The sequence below is a fragment of the Candidatus Enterococcus leclercqii genome (assembly GCF_009933135.1).
Lineage (GTDB): Bacteria > Bacillota > Bacilli > Lactobacillales > Enterococcaceae > Enterococcus_C > Enterococcus_C leclercqii.
Genome location: NZ_MAEH01000021.1, coordinates 78,173 through 95,809, shown reverse-complemented (window position 1 = coordinate 95,809; position 17,637 = coordinate 78,173). Strand labels below are relative to the sequence as shown.

General features: G+C 43.2%; 12 protein-coding genes. All 12 read left to right on the top strand.

The window, feature by feature from the left end; translation table 11 throughout:
* Nucleotides 1-71 precede the first annotated feature (71 nt).
* Nucleotides 72-2,333 carry a DNA helicase PcrA gene (gene pcrA, locus BAU14_RS13535; RefSeq protein ID WP_161900635.1) on the top strand — a complete coding sequence of 754 codons (2,262 nt, stop codon included), beginning with the start codon at nucleotides 72-74 and terminating at the stop codon, nucleotides 2,331-2,333.
* 15 nt (nucleotides 2,334-2,348) lie between these two features.
* The gene (gene ligA / locus BAU14_RS13530) at nucleotides 2,349-4,385 is read left to right on the top strand and encodes an NAD-dependent DNA ligase LigA (protein ID WP_161900634.1); all 2,037 of its coding nucleotides are present in this window, start codon (nucleotides 2,349-2,351) and stop codon (nucleotides 4,383-4,385) included.
* A complete protein-coding gene (locus BAU14_RS13525) occupies nucleotides 4,375-5,481 on the top strand; it encodes a CamS family sex pheromone protein (protein WP_161900633.1) in 1,107 nt (368 codons plus the stop codon). The genes ligA and BAU14_RS13525 overlap by 11 nt, the downstream gene beginning before the upstream one ends.
* A gap of 188 nt (nucleotides 5,482-5,669) precedes the next feature.
* The gene (gene gatC, locus BAU14_RS13520; RefSeq protein WP_161900632.1) at nucleotides 5,670-5,975 is read left to right on the top strand and encodes an Asp-tRNA(Asn)/Glu-tRNA(Gln) amidotransferase subunit GatC; all 306 of its coding nucleotides are present in this window, start codon (nucleotides 5,670-5,672) and stop codon (nucleotides 5,973-5,975) included.
* Nucleotides 5,975-7,444, top strand: coding sequence for an Asp-tRNA(Asn)/Glu-tRNA(Gln) amidotransferase subunit GatA (gene gatA / locus BAU14_RS13515; protein ID WP_161900631.1), 1,470 nt, complete (start codon nucleotides 5,975-5,977; stop codon nucleotides 7,442-7,444). Before gatC ends, gatA begins: the two co-directional genes overlap by 1 nt.
* On the top strand, nucleotides 7,444-8,874 hold the full coding sequence (gatB, locus tag BAU14_RS13510; protein ID WP_161900630.1) for an Asp-tRNA(Asn)/Glu-tRNA(Gln) amidotransferase subunit GatB: 1,431 nt from the start codon (nucleotides 7,444-7,446) through the stop codon (nucleotides 8,872-8,874). The genes gatA and gatB overlap by 1 nt, the downstream gene beginning before the upstream one ends.
* Nucleotides 8,875-9,082: 208 nt before the next feature.
* Nucleotides 9,083-10,138: a diacylglycerol kinase gene (locus tag BAU14_RS13505; protein WP_161900629.1), complete on the top strand. Its 1,056-nt coding sequence runs from the start codon at nucleotides 9,083-9,085 to the stop codon at nucleotides 10,136-10,138.
* Nucleotides 10,139-10,333: 195 nt separating this feature from the next.
* Nucleotides 10,334-11,701, top strand: a complete 1,368-nt coding sequence (rlmD, locus tag BAU14_RS13500) for a 23S rRNA (uracil(1939)-C(5))-methyltransferase RlmD (RefSeq protein ID WP_161900748.1) — start codon at nucleotides 10,334-10,336, stop codon at nucleotides 11,699-11,701.
* A gap of 255 nt (nucleotides 11,702-11,956) precedes the next feature.
* Nucleotides 11,957-15,841, top strand: coding sequence for a SpaA isopeptide-forming pilin-related protein (locus BAU14_RS13495; protein WP_161900628.1), 3,885 nt, complete (start codon nucleotides 11,957-11,959; stop codon nucleotides 15,839-15,841).
* 175 nt (nucleotides 15,842-16,016) lie between these two features.
* Nucleotides 16,017-16,331 carry a YdcP family protein gene (locus tag BAU14_RS13490; RefSeq protein WP_161900627.1) on the top strand — a complete coding sequence of 105 codons (315 nt, stop codon included), beginning with the start codon at nucleotides 16,017-16,019 and terminating at the stop codon, nucleotides 16,329-16,331.
* Nucleotides 16,332-16,351: 20 nt separating this feature from the next.
* Complete coding sequence (locus tag BAU14_RS13485; protein WP_161900626.1) at nucleotides 16,352-16,735, top strand: YdcP family protein; 384 nt, start codon at nucleotides 16,352-16,354, stop codon at nucleotides 16,733-16,735.
* Nucleotides 16,736-16,796: 61 nt separating this feature from the next.
* Nucleotides 16,797-17,537: a phospholipase D-like domain-containing protein gene (locus BAU14_RS13480; RefSeq protein WP_161900625.1), complete on the top strand. Its 741-nt coding sequence runs from the start codon at nucleotides 16,797-16,799 to the stop codon at nucleotides 17,535-17,537.
* Nucleotides 17,538-17,637 lie beyond the last annotated feature (100 nt).

Below are 17,637 nucleotides of genomic sequence, written 5' to 3'. Positions count from 1 at the left end.
TAATTGAAGGGATTGAAAAATAGACGACTGCTTAAGGGCAGCGACTGTTTGTAAATGAAAGGAAGTTTTTGATGACAGCCAATGTATTTCTAAAAGGGATGAATCCCAAACAGGCGGAGGCCGTCCAGGCAACAGAAGGGCCTCTTTTGATCATGGCCGGCGCCGGCAGTGGTAAGACCCGTGTCTTGACCCATCGAATCGCTTATTTAATTGAAGAAAAAGAGGTCAACCCATGGAATATTTTGGCAATCACATTTACCAATAAAGCGGCGCGAGAAATGAAAGAGCGGGTTAGCGGTTTGTTGGGCGCCGGCGGAGAGGATGTCTGGATCTCGACGTTTCATTCCATGTGTGTGCGAATCCTGCGGCGAGACGTGGATCATATTGGCTACTCACGTAATTTTACGATTATTGACAGCTCCGAACAGCTGACATTGATGAAACGAGTCGTAAAAGAATTGAATATCGATCCCAAAAAATACGATCCTCGCTCGATGCTCGGGGCAATTTCCAATGCAAAAAATGAGCTTTTGACCCCAGAAGACTATGCCGCTATGCAGGGCAGTTTTTTTGAACAGTTGGTGGCCAAATGTTACGACTTGTATCAAAAGGAACTGCGACGCAACCAATGTATGGATTTTGACGATTTGATTATGATCACGATTCGCTTGTTTAAAGACAATGAAGAAATTCTAAATTATTATCAGCGTAAATTCCATTATATCCATGTAGATGAATACCAAGATACCAACCATGCCCAATACACATTGGTGAATATGTTGGCAGCCAAGTTCCGTAATTTGTGTGTAGTGGGGGATGCCGATCAAAGTATTTATGGTTGGCGTGGCGCCGATATGCAAAATATCCTGGACTTTGAAAAGGATTATCCCGATGCCCAGACGATCTTATTGGAACAAAATTATCGTTCGACTAAAACAATTCTAGCTGCGGCAAACCAGGTGATTGCTAACAATACCAACCGTAAAGCTAAAAATCTGTGGACGGAAAACAACGACGGTGAAAAGATCACTTATTATCGTGGCGATAGCGAGCGAGATGAAGGGCGTTTCATCGTTTCTGAAATTCAAAAACAACAACGGGAGAAAAAACGTAAATATGGCGACTTTGCGGTGCTTTATCGCACTAACGCCCAATCTCGTGTGGTGGAAGAAACGCTGCTAAAAGCCAATATCCCTTACAAAATGGTGGGGGGCCATAAGTTCTACGATCGCAAAGAAATCAAAGATATTTTGGCTTATCTGCAAGTAATTGCCAATCCTGCCGACTCGCTGAGCTTTGCCCGAATCGTCAATACTCCCAAACGCGGCATCGGTCAGACCTCGCTTGAACGTCTGCGGGAGTTTGCCGATACCCATGATCTTTCACTATTGGAAGCATCCTTAAATGTCGCTTTGTCGCCTCTGAGTGGGAAAGCGGCAAAAGAGCTTGCGGAATTTGGTGAGCTCATTGATGGTTTTAACCAGATGATTCCTTATTTGACAGTAACGGAGCTGACGAAAGAAGTATTAGCGAAGTCTGGCTATGAAGAAGATCTCAAGCGGCAAAATACGTTGGAGTCTCAAAACCGCTTAGAAAACTTGGAAGAGTTTATTTCTGTCACACAAGAGTTTGATAAGACTTTTGCGGCGACTCAAGAAGACGAGGCCGAATCTGCTGAAGATAAGCTGACAATCTTTTTGAACGATTTGGCATTGATTTCTGATGTAGACAGCTACGAAGAAGAAGCCAGCGAGGTCACACTGATGACTCTTCATGCGGCGAAAGGATTGGAATTTCCGGTAGTCTTTTTAGTCGGATTAGAAGAAGGTGTCTTTCCTTTGTCTCGAGCGCTGATGGAAGAAAATGAGCTTGAAGAAGAACGGCGCTTGGCCTATGTAGGGATTACCCGGGCTGAAGAGGAGCTTTTTTTAACCAATGCCCTATCCCGCACACTTTACGGGAAGACCCAATACAATCGTCCTTCACGCTTTGTCAAAGAGATTGAAGAAGAATTGTTGGCCAACAAAGGCAATGCTGCACCCACGGGATTTGGTAGTTCCACAGGAGCTTCAGGGGGCAGCGGCACCTTTTCACCAAAGACTTTTAAAGCGGAGTATAAACAAGCCGCCACACGAGGCGTTTCCAGTAAACAAGAAACAGCTGCAGCAGGTGAAAACTGGCAAGTCGGTGATAAGGTTCAACATAAAAAGTGGGGCCAAGGAACAGTGGTTCGCGTAGGTGGCAGCTCAAAAGATGTCGAATTAGACGTGGCCTTTCCTTCTCAGGGAATCAAACGATTGTTAGCGGCTTTTGCGCCGATTGAAAAAATCTAGAAAGGGTGGCGGGTTTTGACTGAAGAAAAAGAGCAGACTATTAAAGAGCGGGTTTCTCAGCTGCAGCAGCAGTTGAACCGCTATGCTTATGAATACTATGTGCAGGATCAGCCTACTGTAGAAGATTATGTTTACGATAAGCTCTACGGGGAACTGACGGCATTGGAAGCAGCACATCCTGAATTAATCACTCCTGACTCTCCTACCCAAAGAGTCGGCGGGATGGTTCTCAAAGGGTTTGAAAAAGTCGTCCACGATGTACCGCTATACAGCCTAAATGATGTCTTTACTCGCAGCGAAATCGAAGCTTTTGATGAGCGAGTTAAACGAGCGTTGGGCGATCAGGTGAGCTATGTTTGTGAATTGAAAATTGATGGGTTATCTATTTCGTTAAAATACCAAGACGGTTTTTTTGTCCAAGGCGCCACACGTGGTGATGGGACCGTCGGGGAAAATATCACTGAAAACCTAAAGACGGTTCGTTCAATTCCGATGCGTTTGGCAGAGCCTTTGACGATTGAAGTCCGGGGTGAATGTTTCATGCCAAAAGCTTCCTTTGTAAGGTTGAACAATGAAAGAGAAGAGGCGGGCCAAGGGGTCTTTGCAAATCCCCGTAATGCCGCCGCCGGTAGCTTGCGCCAGTTGGATACAGGAGTGACTGCGAAACGAAATTTGGATACTTTCTTGTACACGGTGGCAGATTTTGGGCCATTGGAAGCAGACAGTCAGAGCCGCGCACTGGCAGAGTTGGACCGAATAGGGTTTCATACCAATCCGGAACGCCGTGTCTGTCAAACCGTCGCTGAGATTTGGGAATACATCCAAGAGTATCACGAAAAGCGGATTCAATTGCCTTACGAGATTGACGGGGTTGTTATCAAGGTCAATGATTTCCATCAGCAAGATGAGTTGGGCTTTACCGTGAAAGCACCGCGATGGGCTGCGGCATATAAGTTTCCTCCAGAGGAAGCCCATACCAAATTAGAAACGATCGAGTGGACCGTGGGACGTACCGGTGTGGTAACGCCTACTGCGGTAATGACGCCGGTATTTATCGCTGGTTCAACTGTCAGCCGCGCCAGTCTCCACAACATGGATTATATTGAAGCCAAGGACATTCGCCTCAATGATACCGTTGTCTTATATAAAGCAGGGGATATCATTCCTGAGGTTGCCCAAGTAGTTTTGGAAGAACGACCTGCGGACAGCACGCCTTACCAAGCGCCAAGTCATTGTCCTGAATGTGAGAGTGAGCTGGTTCATTTAGATGATGAAGTTGCCTTACGATGCATCAATCCCAAGTGTCCAGCTCAGCTGAAAGAAGGGCTAGCCCATTTTGTCTCTCGAAATGCGATGAATATCGATGGCTTGGGCCCACGAGTACTAAATCAAATGTACGACAAAAAGTTGGTAAAGGACGTCGCAGATTTGTACCAGCTTACGGAAGCGCAACTTCTGACATTAGATAAGATCAAAGAAAAATCGGCGGACAATTTGCTGCGGGCCATCGATGCCAGTCGGGAAAACTCGCTGGAACGGCTGCTCTTTGGTTTGGGGATTCGTCATGTGGGAGCCAAAGCTGCTAAGATTTTGGCAGAAAACTTTGGCGAGATGGAACAGTTGGCTCACGCAGAAAAAGACGCAATTATCGCATTGGATACCATGGGTGAGATTATTGCCGACAGCGTGGTGACTTATTTTGCCAATCACGAGGTTCATGAGCTGATTGCGGAATTAAAAACCGCCGGCGTCAATATGATCTATAAAGGGCCCCGTCTTCAAGATGTTGCTCAAATAGAATCACCTTTTTCCCGGAAGACCATCGTTTTGACCGGCAAATTGACCCACTTTACCAGAGAAGAAGCCAAAGAACGTATCGAAGCCCTTGGTGGCAAAGTCACTGGCAGTGTTTCCAAGAAAACCGATATCGTTGTTGCCGGTGAAGAAGCCGGCAGTAAATTGACCAAAGCGCAAAATCTGGGTGTCGAGATTTGGGATGAAGCTCAGATGGTAACAGCAATAGAAGGGAGCAACACAACCGATGAAAACTAAAAAAATGCTGGCGTTGGGTCTTTGTTTGTTGAGTTTGAGTGCCTGCGGAAATTTGGAGATGGGAATCTCTAAGGTAGACGAAGGCGAAAAGACGGAAAGCGGTAGTATCACCACTGGTCGGGTGGACAACTCCGTTTATCAGGCAATTATGCCGGATGGACATTATGAAACAAGCGCTGCTCGAGAGGCCGTTGCTAGCTTAAACAGTGGTTACAATCAAGGAAACTTTGAAAACGGGTTGCTGCGACTGTCTCATCAAACCTTTTCACCAGATAAATACTTCTTCCAAGAAGGACAACAGCTGGACTACGACACACTCACCAGTTGGCTAGCTCGTAATTCCGATGACAATAATCAGGGATTGAATCCAGCTGATACGGCGCAGCCTTTGATTTTACAACAGATTTTGGAACACGATTTTCTTGAAGAAGATGGGAAAACTTTAGGTGGCATCAGCTTGGGCTTTGCCTTTAATTCGGTTTACTATCGTCAAGATGGTGACAGTGAAATTGCCACCAACGTTTCCAGAGAAGAAATTATGGCTAATGCTCGTAAATCCGTGAATGCTGTATTGACTAGAATGCGTAAAACAAAGGGTCTGGAAAAAATTCCTATCGTTGTCAGTTTGTTTGAACAGGCAGCAAAAGATGATATCGCCGGTGGGAAATACATCTATACAGCAGTAGCTAAAGATGGCGCCACAACAATTGATCAGTTTGATCAGGTCAACGAAGAATACGTCTCGCTGCCAATTATCGGAGGCGGCGACAATGCGGCGACTCGCGATGGTGTCGCCAATAAATTCACCAGTTTCAGAAATTCGATTCAAAACTTTTTCCCGAACCTGACGGGGGTGACTGCTACCGGCTATTATGCAGATGATCAGCTACAAACACTAACGATCAAAGTGGATTCCAAGTACTATACCAAGACAGAAGTCACCAGCTTTACTCAATATATTGGTAAGCAAGTAGAGTCAATTTTTGATGGTGTCAGCGGGCAAGTAGAAGTTCAGATTCTGTCAGTAGAAGGACCGCAGGCATTTGTCTCTCGCAAAGCCGGACAAAAGGAAATCATCTCTTATATTTTCAATTAAGCTGAAATTAATCCTTGAAATATTGCGAAAGTTATTTCATTATAAGGAGAAAGACTGGAACAGACCCCTTTATAGACAAAGCCTACGATTGGCAGCAATCAACTTTCAAAGGAGCATTGTTTGTTTCAGTGAGAACATTTGATGTTCGTGAGGATTCGTGCGCTCTTTGCACAGAAAGCGGGGAAATTATGGCAATTACTGAAGAACAAGTCAAACACGTTGCAAAACTTGCGAAGCTCAAGTTTTCCGACGACGAATTACAGGATTTTACCGATCAATTAGGGAAAATCATCGATATGGTGGAATTGTTGGAAGAAGTGGACACAGCGGGTGTTCCTTTTACTTCAAACGTGGTGGAAACCGTTAACGTGATGCGTCCTGACCGGGCCCAAGCGGGTATGAACAGAGACGAATTGATGAGAAATGTTCCCGAAAAAGAAGACGGCTTTATCAAAGTGCCGGCAATCATCGATAACGGGGAGGCAGGCGCCTAATGACGAAATTATATGACAAAACAATCGAAGAACTGCACAATCTTTTGGTATCCAAAGAAATCACAGCTGTCGATTTGACACAAGCAACCATCGATCGGATTCAAGAGACTGACGAACAAGTGAACGCTTTTATTACGCTTGCTGATGAAAAAGCACTGCAACTGGCAAAAGCGCTGGATGAAAAAGGAATCACAGAAACTAATCCGCTGGCAGGGATTCCTATTGGGATCAAAGACAATATCGTGACCAAAGATATTCTCACGACAGCTGCTTCCAAAATCTTGTACAATTTTGACCCAATCTACGATGCTACCGTCATGGAAAAAGTGTATGGTGCGGATTTTGTCCCAGTCGGAAAACTAAACATGGATGAATTTGCTATGGGGGGGTCTACCGAAACTTCCTATTTCAAGAAAACTAAAAACGCCTGGGATCAGACCAAAGTTCCCGGCGGTTCATCTGGTGGCTCAGCAGCCGCTGTGGCAGCAGGACAAGTCCCAGTATCATTGGGTTCTGACACGGGTGGTTCAATTCGTCAGCCCGCTGCGTTTAATGGGATTGTAGGCATGAAGCCGACATATGGTCGTGTTTCCCGCTTTGGCTTGATTGCCTTTGCCTCTTCATTGGATCAAATCGGACCGATGACGCGTACCGTAAAAGACAATGCCCTGACTTTAAATGCTATCGCAGGCTATGATGAAAAAGACGGTACCTCATCAGGTATCTCTGTGCCAGACTTTACTGAAGGATTAACCGGAGATATCAAAGGCATGAAAATCGGCTTGCCTAAAGAATATCTAGGCGAAGGAGTACAAGCAGGGGTTCGTGAAGCTATTTTGAAAGCCGCCGACACTTTCCGGGCGCTGGGAGCAACAGTCGAAGAAGTCAGCTTGCCTCATTCAAAATACGGTGTGGCGGTTTACTATATTATTGCCTCTTCTGAAGCCAGCTCAAATCTGCAACGCTTTGACGGCATCCGTTATGGCTATCGTTCTGAAGATGTGAAAAATTTAGAAGATGTGTATGTCAATTCTCGTAGCGAAGGTTTTGGCGATGAAGTAAAACGACGCATCATGTTGGGAACTTTCTCGTTGAGTGCTGGCTATTACGATGCTTATTTCAAAAAAGCTGGCCAAGTTCGGACATTGATTAAACAAGATTTTGAAAAAGTTTTCCATGACTATGATCTAATCATTGGCCCGGCTTCACCAACAGTAGCATTTGGTATCGGAGAAAATATCAATGATCCGATTACTATGTATATGAGTGATATCCTGACAATTCCGGTAAACTTAGCCGGCCTGCCTGGGATGAGTATTCCGGCTGGTTTTTCTGAAGGTCTACCAGTAGGCTTACAAGTTATCGGAAAAGCCTTTGATGAAGCAACAATGTATAAAGCAGCGTATGCCTTTGAACAGGCGACTGATTTCCATACGAAAAAACCAGTGATTTTAGGGGGGAACGACTAATGAACTTTGAAACAGTCATCGGGCTGGAAGTCCACGTGGAATTAAAAACCAACTCTAAAATCTTTTCACCGGCGCCGGCTCACTTTGGTGCAGAACCAAACAGTAACACCAACGTCATCGACTGGGGATACCCTGGGGTTCTGCCAGTTATGAACAAAGCAGCTATCGAATTTGGGATGAAGGCAGCTCTGGCATTGAATTGCGAAATTTCCCACGATACGCATTTTGACCGGAAAAATTACTTCTATCCTGACAATCCCAAAGCCTATCAAATCTCACAATTTGATCAGCCGATTGGCCATGATGGATGGATTGAGATTGAAGTAGAGGGCAAGAAGAAAAAGATTCGTATTGAACGGGTTCACTTGGAAGAAGATGCCGGTAAAAATATGCACGGGATCGGTGGCTATTCCTATGTCGACTTGAACCGTCAAGGCACGCCTTTGATCGAAATCGTATCAGAAGCGGACATGCGTTCTCCTGAAGAAGCTTATGCGTATCTGGAAGCCTTGCGTTCAATCATTCAGTTTACTGAGGTTTCTGATGTCAAGATGGAAGAAGGCTCCATGCGTTGTGATGCCAATATTTCTTTGCGTCCCTATGGGCAAGAAGAATTCGGGACCAAAACGGAATTGAAAAACCTGAACTCTATGAGCTTTGTTCGCAAAGGGCTGGCTTTTGAAGAAAAACGTCAAGCCAAAGTCTTGTTGTCTGGTGGGGAAATCCAACAAGAAACTCGCCGTTTTGATGAAACGACAAACAAGACAATCTTAATGCGTGTCAAAGAAGGCTCAAGCGATTATCGCTACTTCCCTGAACCGGATATTCCTCGTTTTGTCATTGATGACGAATGGATTCAGCGAGTGAAAGCAACACTGCCTGAGCTGCCTGCTTCTCGGCGCCTACGCTATGTTGAGGAAATGGGATTGCCTGAATACGATGCGAAAGTCTTGACGTTGACCAAAGAAATGTCTGATTTCTTTGAAGAAACGTTATCCGCCGGAGCAGATGCCAAACAAGCCTCCAACTGGTTGATGGGTGAAGTCTCCGCTTATCTCAATAGTGAAAAACTGGAACTGGGAGAAACCAAGCTGACACCTGAAAACCTGGCAGGGATGATCACATTGATTTCAGACGGAACCATCAGTTCCAAGATTGCCAAAACAGTCTTCAAAGAATTGATTGAAAACGGTGGTGATGCTAAAGCAGTCGTTGAGAAAAAAGGGTTGGTACAACTTTCTGATCCAGCACAACTGTTACCAATCATCAATGAGGTTCTTGACAACAATGCGCAATCCGTGGAAGACTTCAAAAACGGGAAAGACCGTGCTGTCGGGTTCTTAGTTGGCCAAATCATGAAAGCCACTAAAGGAAAAGCCAATCCGGGGGTTGTCAATAAGCTGTTGCAAGAAGAATTGGCCAAACGCTAAAAAAAGAGTGCATCCTCTGTAAATCAAGAGGATCTTGTAGAAACGGTCTGTGCCGCGATTGGCACAGACCGTTGTGTTATGCTAAAATTTAGGAGAACGGCAACTGCACCATAAGCCCATGAAATGAATAGACACGAAAAAGTCTCGGTGAAAAAGCTGGACTGTCATTTGCGTGCCTTCTGAAATAACCTGGAAAGGAGCGGTCTTGATGAAACGAGCCCGTGTTATTTACAATCCCACCTCCGGAAAAGAGATCATGAAACAAAATCTGGCAGATATTTTGGATGTTTTGGAGCGTGCCGGCTTTGAAACCAGCGCGTATGCGACAACACCAGAACCAAATTCCGCCGTTAAGGAAGCGCGCCGTGCCGGTCTAGCAGGATTTGACTTGATTGTTGCTGCCGGAGGAGACGGTACAATCAATGAAGTTGTCAACGGTATTGCCCCGTTGGAAAAACGACCGAAGATGGCGATTATCCCGGCCGGGACAACCAACGACTACGCCCGGGCTTTAAAAGTTCCTCGTAACAACGTCAAAGCCGCAGCCGAGGTCATCTTGAAAAAACAGACGGTCAAAATGGATATTGGTAAGACAGACCACGACTATTTTATCAATATTGCGGCGGGTGGGCATTTGACGGAGCTGACGTATGATGTCCCTTCAGAGCTGAAAAGTGTCTTTGGTTATCTTGCGTATTTAGCCAAAGGGGCCGAATTATTGCCGCGGGTCAAACCGATTCCTATGAAGTTAGTCTATGATGAAGGGGTCTATGAAGGCAATGCCTCCATGTTTTTCCTGGGTCTAACCAACTCAGTAGGCGGCTTCGAGCAAATTGCTCCGGATGCTAAACTGGATGACGGAAAATTTTCACTGATTGTTGTGAAAACGGCCAATGTTTTTGAAATCGTACACCTGGTAGCCCTCATGATGAACGGTGGAAAACACATCAAAGATCCTCGTTTGTTGTATACAAAGACCTCAAAATTAGAAGTTGTTCCTAAAACGGAGGATCGGCTGATGATCAATCTAGATGGGGAGTATGGTGGTGATGCGCCAATGACCTTTACCAATCTTCATCAACATATCGAAATGTATGCCAACCTGGATGATATACCAGACGAAGCAGTGGTAGGCATGGATGAAGCAGACAGAGACTTTGATATTGTCAGTAAGGAATTTATCCAGGAAGTTGAGCACCTGTCTCAAGAGGATTTGGATGGCGATGGCAAAATTGCTGATGATAAACAATCTCCGAAGCAATAGTAATCACAATGACACGCAAGCAAAGCAGGAAATGAAGGTGAAATCGCCACTTTGGTTTCACCTTTTTTTGTGTGAGTTCTAAGATTTGTCGGAGTAAAGGTAGCGGAAAGCTGTGATTGCTTTAAGAGGCTCTGAAAAAGGTTGTAACCGGGAGTGGTTTCCCGTATGATGTACGAAGAAAGTCGAGGGATCAATGTGAAAGAATACCCAGTGAAGAAAAATCAAGAATTAACGGTTACTGTGACCGATTTATCCCATGAAGGAATGGGGATTGCCAAAGTCGACAATTACCTGTTGTTTATTGAAAATGCGCTGCCACAAGAAGTCGTTAAAATCAAAGTATTGAAGGTAGGCAACAAATTCGGCTTTGCCAAAGTACTCAGCTACGAAGAAAAGAGTTCAGCTCGAGTAGAAACCGTCAATGAAGATCTGCTGCGGACAGGGATTGCACCGTTAAGCCATTTGCAATATGAAAGTCAGTTGCTTTTCAAACAAGAACAAGTCGCCAACAACATGCGCAAAATCGCTGGTATGCCAGATGTTCCGGTTCTGCCGGCTATCGGCATGACTAAGCCTGAGCACTACCGCAACAAGGCTCAGATTCCCGTGCGTAAGATTGATGGGAAGTTGGCTACCGGTTTTTACCGGAAAAACAGCCATGATATGATTCCGATTGATGATTTTTACATTCAAGATGAAGCCATTGATAAAGCAATCATAAAAGTTCGGGAAATCTTAGAACGCTTTGGTGTCAAAGCGTATAACGAGACTGCTCATGAAGGATTCCTGCGACATATCGTTATTCGCCGTGGACATTACAGCCATGAAATGATGGTGGTTCTCGTGACCCGTAAAGCGAAATTCTTCAAAGGCGAAACAATCGCCAGCGTTATTGCTGAAGAATTGCCGGAAGTTGTTTCCGTAATCCAAAACATCAACGAAGAACGCACCAACGTGATTTTGGGGAACCAAGAAGTCGTTCTTTACGGCAAAGGCTACATTGAAGATCGTTTGCTGGGAAAAACATTCCGTATTTCAGCCCCTTCATTTTATCAGGTGAATACGCAACAAGCAGAAGTTTTGTACGAAACCGCGTTTGATTTTGCCCAATTGAAGCCAGAAGATGTAGTGATCGATGCCTATTCTGGTATCGGCACCATCGGCTTGTCAGTAGCAGATCGAGTAGATCACGTTTACGGCGTCGAATCAATTCCTGAAGCGGTTGCCGATGCGAAGATCAATGCAGAAATCAACGGCATCAAAAACACGACTTATCTTGTGGGAAAAGCCGAAAAAGTCATGACCCAATGGGCTAGAGAAGGTCTGAAACCAGATGTGATTTTCGTGGATCCGCCAAGAAAGGGATTGGACGCTCGTTTCATCGAAGCGGCAGTAACCGTGGCTCCAAAACGAATCGTTTATGTCTCTTGCAACCCTGCCACTTTGGCAAGAGATTTGAAACTGTTTGGTGAACAAGGCTATACTACTAAAAAAATCCAGCCGGTGGATCTGTTTCCTCAGACTTATCACGTCGAGACAATAGTGTTGCTACAACGACACTAAGGCTGGAAATCCTTAATTTTAGGCAGTTTTACAAACATATCGTCTTCACAGGTGAGGGGGATAAAATACGAAATAAGGAGATTCGAGACTACATCAATGTGTCGGTAGTCATAGACCTAGTAAGTGGGAACACAAAAAATAAAAACTAAATATTGGAGTAGATAGTATCTATTTACTCGCCAAAATAAGGCGTTTCTGTAAAAGGAAGCGTCTTTTTTTGTACCCAAAATCAAAAGAAAGAGAAAGGAATTGAGTATGAATCAAATCAAAACAAAAGTATTGAGCCTTATCATGGTTGCCGTAACTCTATGTGGAGCGTTGCTCTCCAATCCGTTACCAGTCCATGCCAGCTCGAACATCTTAGACACCAGCACAAAGACTGGCTACTCCTATCACGGTGTTAGTCCTTATGCTGGTGAACAACAATTCAGTAACTTTAGCATTATGAAGCTAAACGGTCAGCCTGTGTTCTGTGTAGAATCTCACGTCATGGCAGTAGACGGCGGTGGCTACGTTCCAGAAACATTAGTGAACAGTAAGAAAGACCTCTTAGCGAAAATCGCTTATTACGGCTACACCAATACCAGCCGTACCAATGTTGATTATGCCACAACCCAGATTATGATATGGGAAACCTTGGGCGATAGATACATTTCCTCATCTGTGCCAAATTATCAAGGACGTAAAGCTGACATCATGGCAAAGGTGAATAAACATGATACCCTACCATCATTCAACGGTCAGTCGGTATCGGTAACGGTTGGTGATAGTATCACCCTAACGGATTCCAACGGTGTCCTAAAAGACATGACCTTGGAATCCAATGGTGCAAATGCCACGGCGAACCACAGCGGAAACACCTTGAAGATTACACCAAGTAAAAACTCTAATGATGGTACTATCACATTCCGCAAAGTACCTCAAAATGAAGTTGGTACTTCCGTTGTCTATAAGAAGTCCAATTCTCAATCCTTGGCGAAGTTCTATCTGGCTGACGGCAAAAAAGCGTCGGTTAAGGTTGATGTTATCCATCTTGGAAATGTCCAAGCCAAAAAGATTGACGAAGATACTGGTAAAGCCTTACCTAATGCTAAGTTAAAGTTTGAATACAACGGCACATCTAAAGAGATCGCGACGGATTCAAACGGACTGGCTACCATCAAGGATATAAAAGAGGGAACAACGGTTACCATCACCGAAGTAACCGCTCCAAATGGTTACGTTAATAAAGGTGAAATCAAAAAGGTAGTTATCAGACCAAATACCACGGTATCAGTAACCTTAAACAATAAGGAACAGCTTGGACAAGTCATGCTCTCTAAGACTGGTAAAGAGTTTGGTTCTTCCATGCTCAATCAATATTACTCGTTACAAGGTGCGGTCTATGGCATTTACAACGTAGATGGTACAAAGGTTTCTACTATGACAACTGACGTATATGGGAAAGCCATTTCCTCACCTTTGAAATTAGGCAAATACTATGCGTTGGAATCCAAAGCACCAGCAGGATATTTGTTGAATCCAAGCAAGATTCCATTTGAACTAAAATATGCAGGTCAGACAGTGGAAATTGCTTCTACTGCTATCGCCCAAGAAGAACAGGAACAAAAGGGAAATGCAACGATTATCAAAGAGGATTCTAAAACTGGTTCAACACCCCAAGGTGGGGCAAAGCTAGACGGTGCTATCTATGAGTTACGCTGTAAAGCCAATGATGAAGTGGTAAAAACAGTCACTATCAAAGATGGAAAAGCCGTTGTCAAAGGCATATACCTTGATGATTATTACTGGATTGAAACCGAAGCACCAGAGGGTTACTTACTTGATGAAACAAAACATCACTTCACCTTAAAGTATGCAGGTCAGAACGAAGAAACCACCGTCGAAACCGTAACTGTCAAAGAAACGGTTATCACTGGTGGCTTTGATTTAGTGAAGTTTGGTAACTACGACTGGAAAGGCACACTTGCCAACCTATTGAACAAAAAAGAAATCAAGCCACTGGAAAATGTGGAATTCTCGGTATTTAGTGATACCACTGGAAAACTGGTTCAGAAAGGTTTAACCGACAAAGAGGGTTATTTGAAGTTTACAGACTTGCCTTATGACAGCTACACCGTCAAGGAAACCAAAACACCAGAGGGCTACGAGCCAGCCAAAGACTTCAAGGTGACGATTCGTGAGCAGAACGAAACCCACCACTATGCCATTGAGAATAAAGTCATTGAGGAAAAGTTGAAAGTTGTCAAAGTAGACGCTGAAACTGGTAAAACCATTCCAAGAAGTGACGCTGGCTTCCAGATTAAAAATCTTCAAACTGGTAAGCTGGTATCTATGCCGAAATTCAATGAAGATGGCGACACCGATACATTCTTTACCAATGATGAGGGTTACTTGATTACACCAGAATCATTAGCCTATGGTGATTACGAATTAATCGAAGTCCAAGCACCAGAGGGTTACTTATTAGCCAAAGAACCAGTGAAGTTTAAAGTTGATGGTTCTAATGATGGCTTAATTGAGATTCGCTTTGAAGATAAATCCCAAAAAGGTGTTGCCGTTTTAACTAAGACTGGACAGACACCGATTGATGTTAAGGTCAAAGATTCTGATTATGGCAAAGTCTATGAATTTGTCTATGAATATAAACCAGTAGCAGGTGTTACTTACCGCCTTGAAGCCGTAGAAGATATTAAAACCAATGACGGTACTATCCGAGTAAAGAAAGGTGAAACCGTTGGAACAGTCACAACAGATGAAAACGGCGAATGGACATCACCAGAGTTATACCTTGGGAAATACCAAGCGATTGAAGTATCAGCTCCGAATGGCTTTATCCTTGATACAACACCAATTTCATTTGAACTGAAATACGCAGGTCAATTAGTGGAACTGACTTCTACTTCCCTTACGGCGACCAACGATTTCCAATCCTTAGACATTCAGTTATTCAAGAATGAGGAATCAATCGCTACATGGAATAACAACAATCCAGAGCTTGAAGTGATTCAAGGAAACAACAAGGTCTTTGGTATCTTCACTCGTGAAGCACAAAGCCTATCGGATTCTTTACGAGTGCCTGCCAACGCCTTAGTTGCCTACCAAGCAGTCAAAGATGGAAAAGCAGTTTTCGAGCTGAAACTTCCACAGGGAAAATACTACATGAAAGAGTTAGATTCTGGTGATTCTCATATCTCTAGTGATACCGAGTATGACTTTGAATTTACGGCTGAAAATAACCACGCCACATTCCCTATCCATATCTACCAAGATACGGTGGTTTATGGTCGTGAAACCATGCAAAAGATTACTCGTAGCCCTATCTTAAACAAGCTACATTTCAACCAGTTCACGATTAAGAAAGTCAATGAGCGAGCAGTATTTGATGAGAATACACTTGTCTATGATTATGACGCTTTAGGAACTGGTGCAATATTTACGCTGGAAAATACCGACGGTGCTATTTTACAAGAAGTTACTATCACCAAAGATGGCTTAGGTATCTTCGAGCAGATTCCAGTCGGTACATTCTTCTTGAAAGAAAAAGCCCCATCATCTGACGACTTCCTCGTATCAGATGAAGTGATTCGCATTGAATCCACCAAAGACGGTATCAAAGCCTTTAATGAGAAAAACGAATTGCTTGGGGAACAACCAGCTACTACAGAGGAAACCGAAGCAACCATTCTGTTTGAGCTAAAAAACCACCTTATCAAAGGTACAGCAGAACTGGAAAAGAAAGATGTTTCCACTGGTGAATTACTACCAGATACAGGCGTTCGTATCTTAGATAAAGACAAAAATGTTCTTATCGAGGGTCGCACGGACGAAAACGGTGTATTCCGCTTCAAGGAATTACCAAAAGGCATTTACTACTTCCAAGAGTTTGACGCACCAGAGGGTTATCGGTTAGACGAAACCCTTATGCAATTTGAAATCAAGGAACATGGAGAGGTGGTGAAATGTGAAATGACGAACCAGAAAATTGAAATACCGAAAACACCAGAAACCCCAACGCAAAATTCATTCCCTAAAACTGGTGATACAACCAATATCGCTTTGGCGGTGATTGGATTGGCATTATCCGCAACTGTGATGGGCGTGGTCTACTTCCGTCGCAAAAAAGCAAAAGCTGAATAATGAGAAACGACTTAACGCAAGGATCAGTCATAAACAATGACTACCCCTTGCGTTTTTCGATTTAGAAAGCTGGTGAAAGATGAATCCGATACGTTCTCCGACAGCACAACGCCTGTCATTAAAAACTGAATACAAATAACAACTAAAACAATAGAAAGAAAAGAGGTAAAAATTTATGGAACTAAAACACGTAATTCCGAACATGGAAAAGACATTTGGACAATTAGAATACGCTGGTGAGGGTAAGGTAGAACAACGCCGTATCAATGGCAAGCCGACCATTCTCTCACGAAGCTACAACTTATATTCCACGATTCAGCGAGCAGACGACATTGTGGTTATCTTACCTGCTGAAGCTGGCGAGAAACACTTTGAAGCCGAGGACAAAATCCGCTTGATTAACCCTAAGATTACAGCCGAGGGCTATAAGATTGGTACTCGTGGATTCACAAATTACATTATGCACGCCGACGATATGGTGAAAGAATAAGAAAGGATAGGTAAAAATATATGAGATTAGCACAAGGAATCGTTATTGAAAAAGTAGAAACATTTGGAATATTGAAGTTCTCCGCATTACGCCGTGAGGTCAAAGTCGTTGATGATGAGGGCAATGTGACCGAGCAGGTCAAGGAACGTACTTATGACCTCAAATCCAAAGGACAAGGACGCATGATTCAAGTGAGTATTCCTGCCGAAGCTGGCGAGAAAAACTTTGACTACAACGCCGAGGTAGAGCTTATCACTCCAGTAGCAGACACCGTAGCAACTGCTACGTTCCAAGGGGCAGACGTGGATTGGTATATCAAGGCAGATGATATTATCTTGAAAAAGCCTGCTGGAAATCAACCACAGCCACCGAAGCAGAATCCAGATAAAAACAGTGTGAAATAAGAGCTATTCAAAACTTAATGGGGTTGATATAATAAATGAAAAAGAAATTTAGGAGTATAGAATGAATGGACAAGATTTCAAAAAATTATTAATTGATACTGTAAAAGCTGATGATAACCCTAATAAAGAACAGATATTACCTCTCTTGGAATTGGTAACTGTTCGTAATGAACAAACGGGCGAATTTACCAGAAATTTATGGAATCACTGTAAAGAATATATTTATTTATGTATCATTCCCCAGAAAGTAGTTGAACTCAAAAAGTACAAAGACTATTTGTTTGATATTTGTGATAGTATTTATCCTCCAAATGATGATTATGAATTTTGGGGATTAGATATTCGACCAGGAGAACTTCCAAATGATGATAGTTTAAGTCAAATCGTTCTGTTTGAGAACATACAAAAACAAATTGTTGATGAAATAAAAAATGCAAAATATGTAATCTGGATTGCTATGGCATGGTTTACTGACCCTATATTGTATAAAGAACTACTAAAGAAAAAAAAACAAGGACTTACTATTGAGATTATTCTTGATGATAATGAGAAAAATCGTAATTCAGGAATTGATTTAGATAAAGAGTTCCCTACCCATTGGGTAACAATAAAATCTTTATACAAGAATATAATGCACAATAAATTTTGTATCATAGACTTTCAAACTGTTATTCATGGTACTTTTAATTGGACAAAAGCCGCTAACTTCAATAAAGAAACAATTGCTGTTGTGAAAAACAGAACAACAGCCGAAACATTTGCTGATGAATTTATGAGCATCAAAAGGAAAATTCTATCGTAATAAAATATTAATCGTTACAGGACTTGATTCTAAGAATTTAAAGAAAGCATGTGAATTATAGGCGACGTGTTGGTTTGTTTTATAGCGATTATTGAAAAGG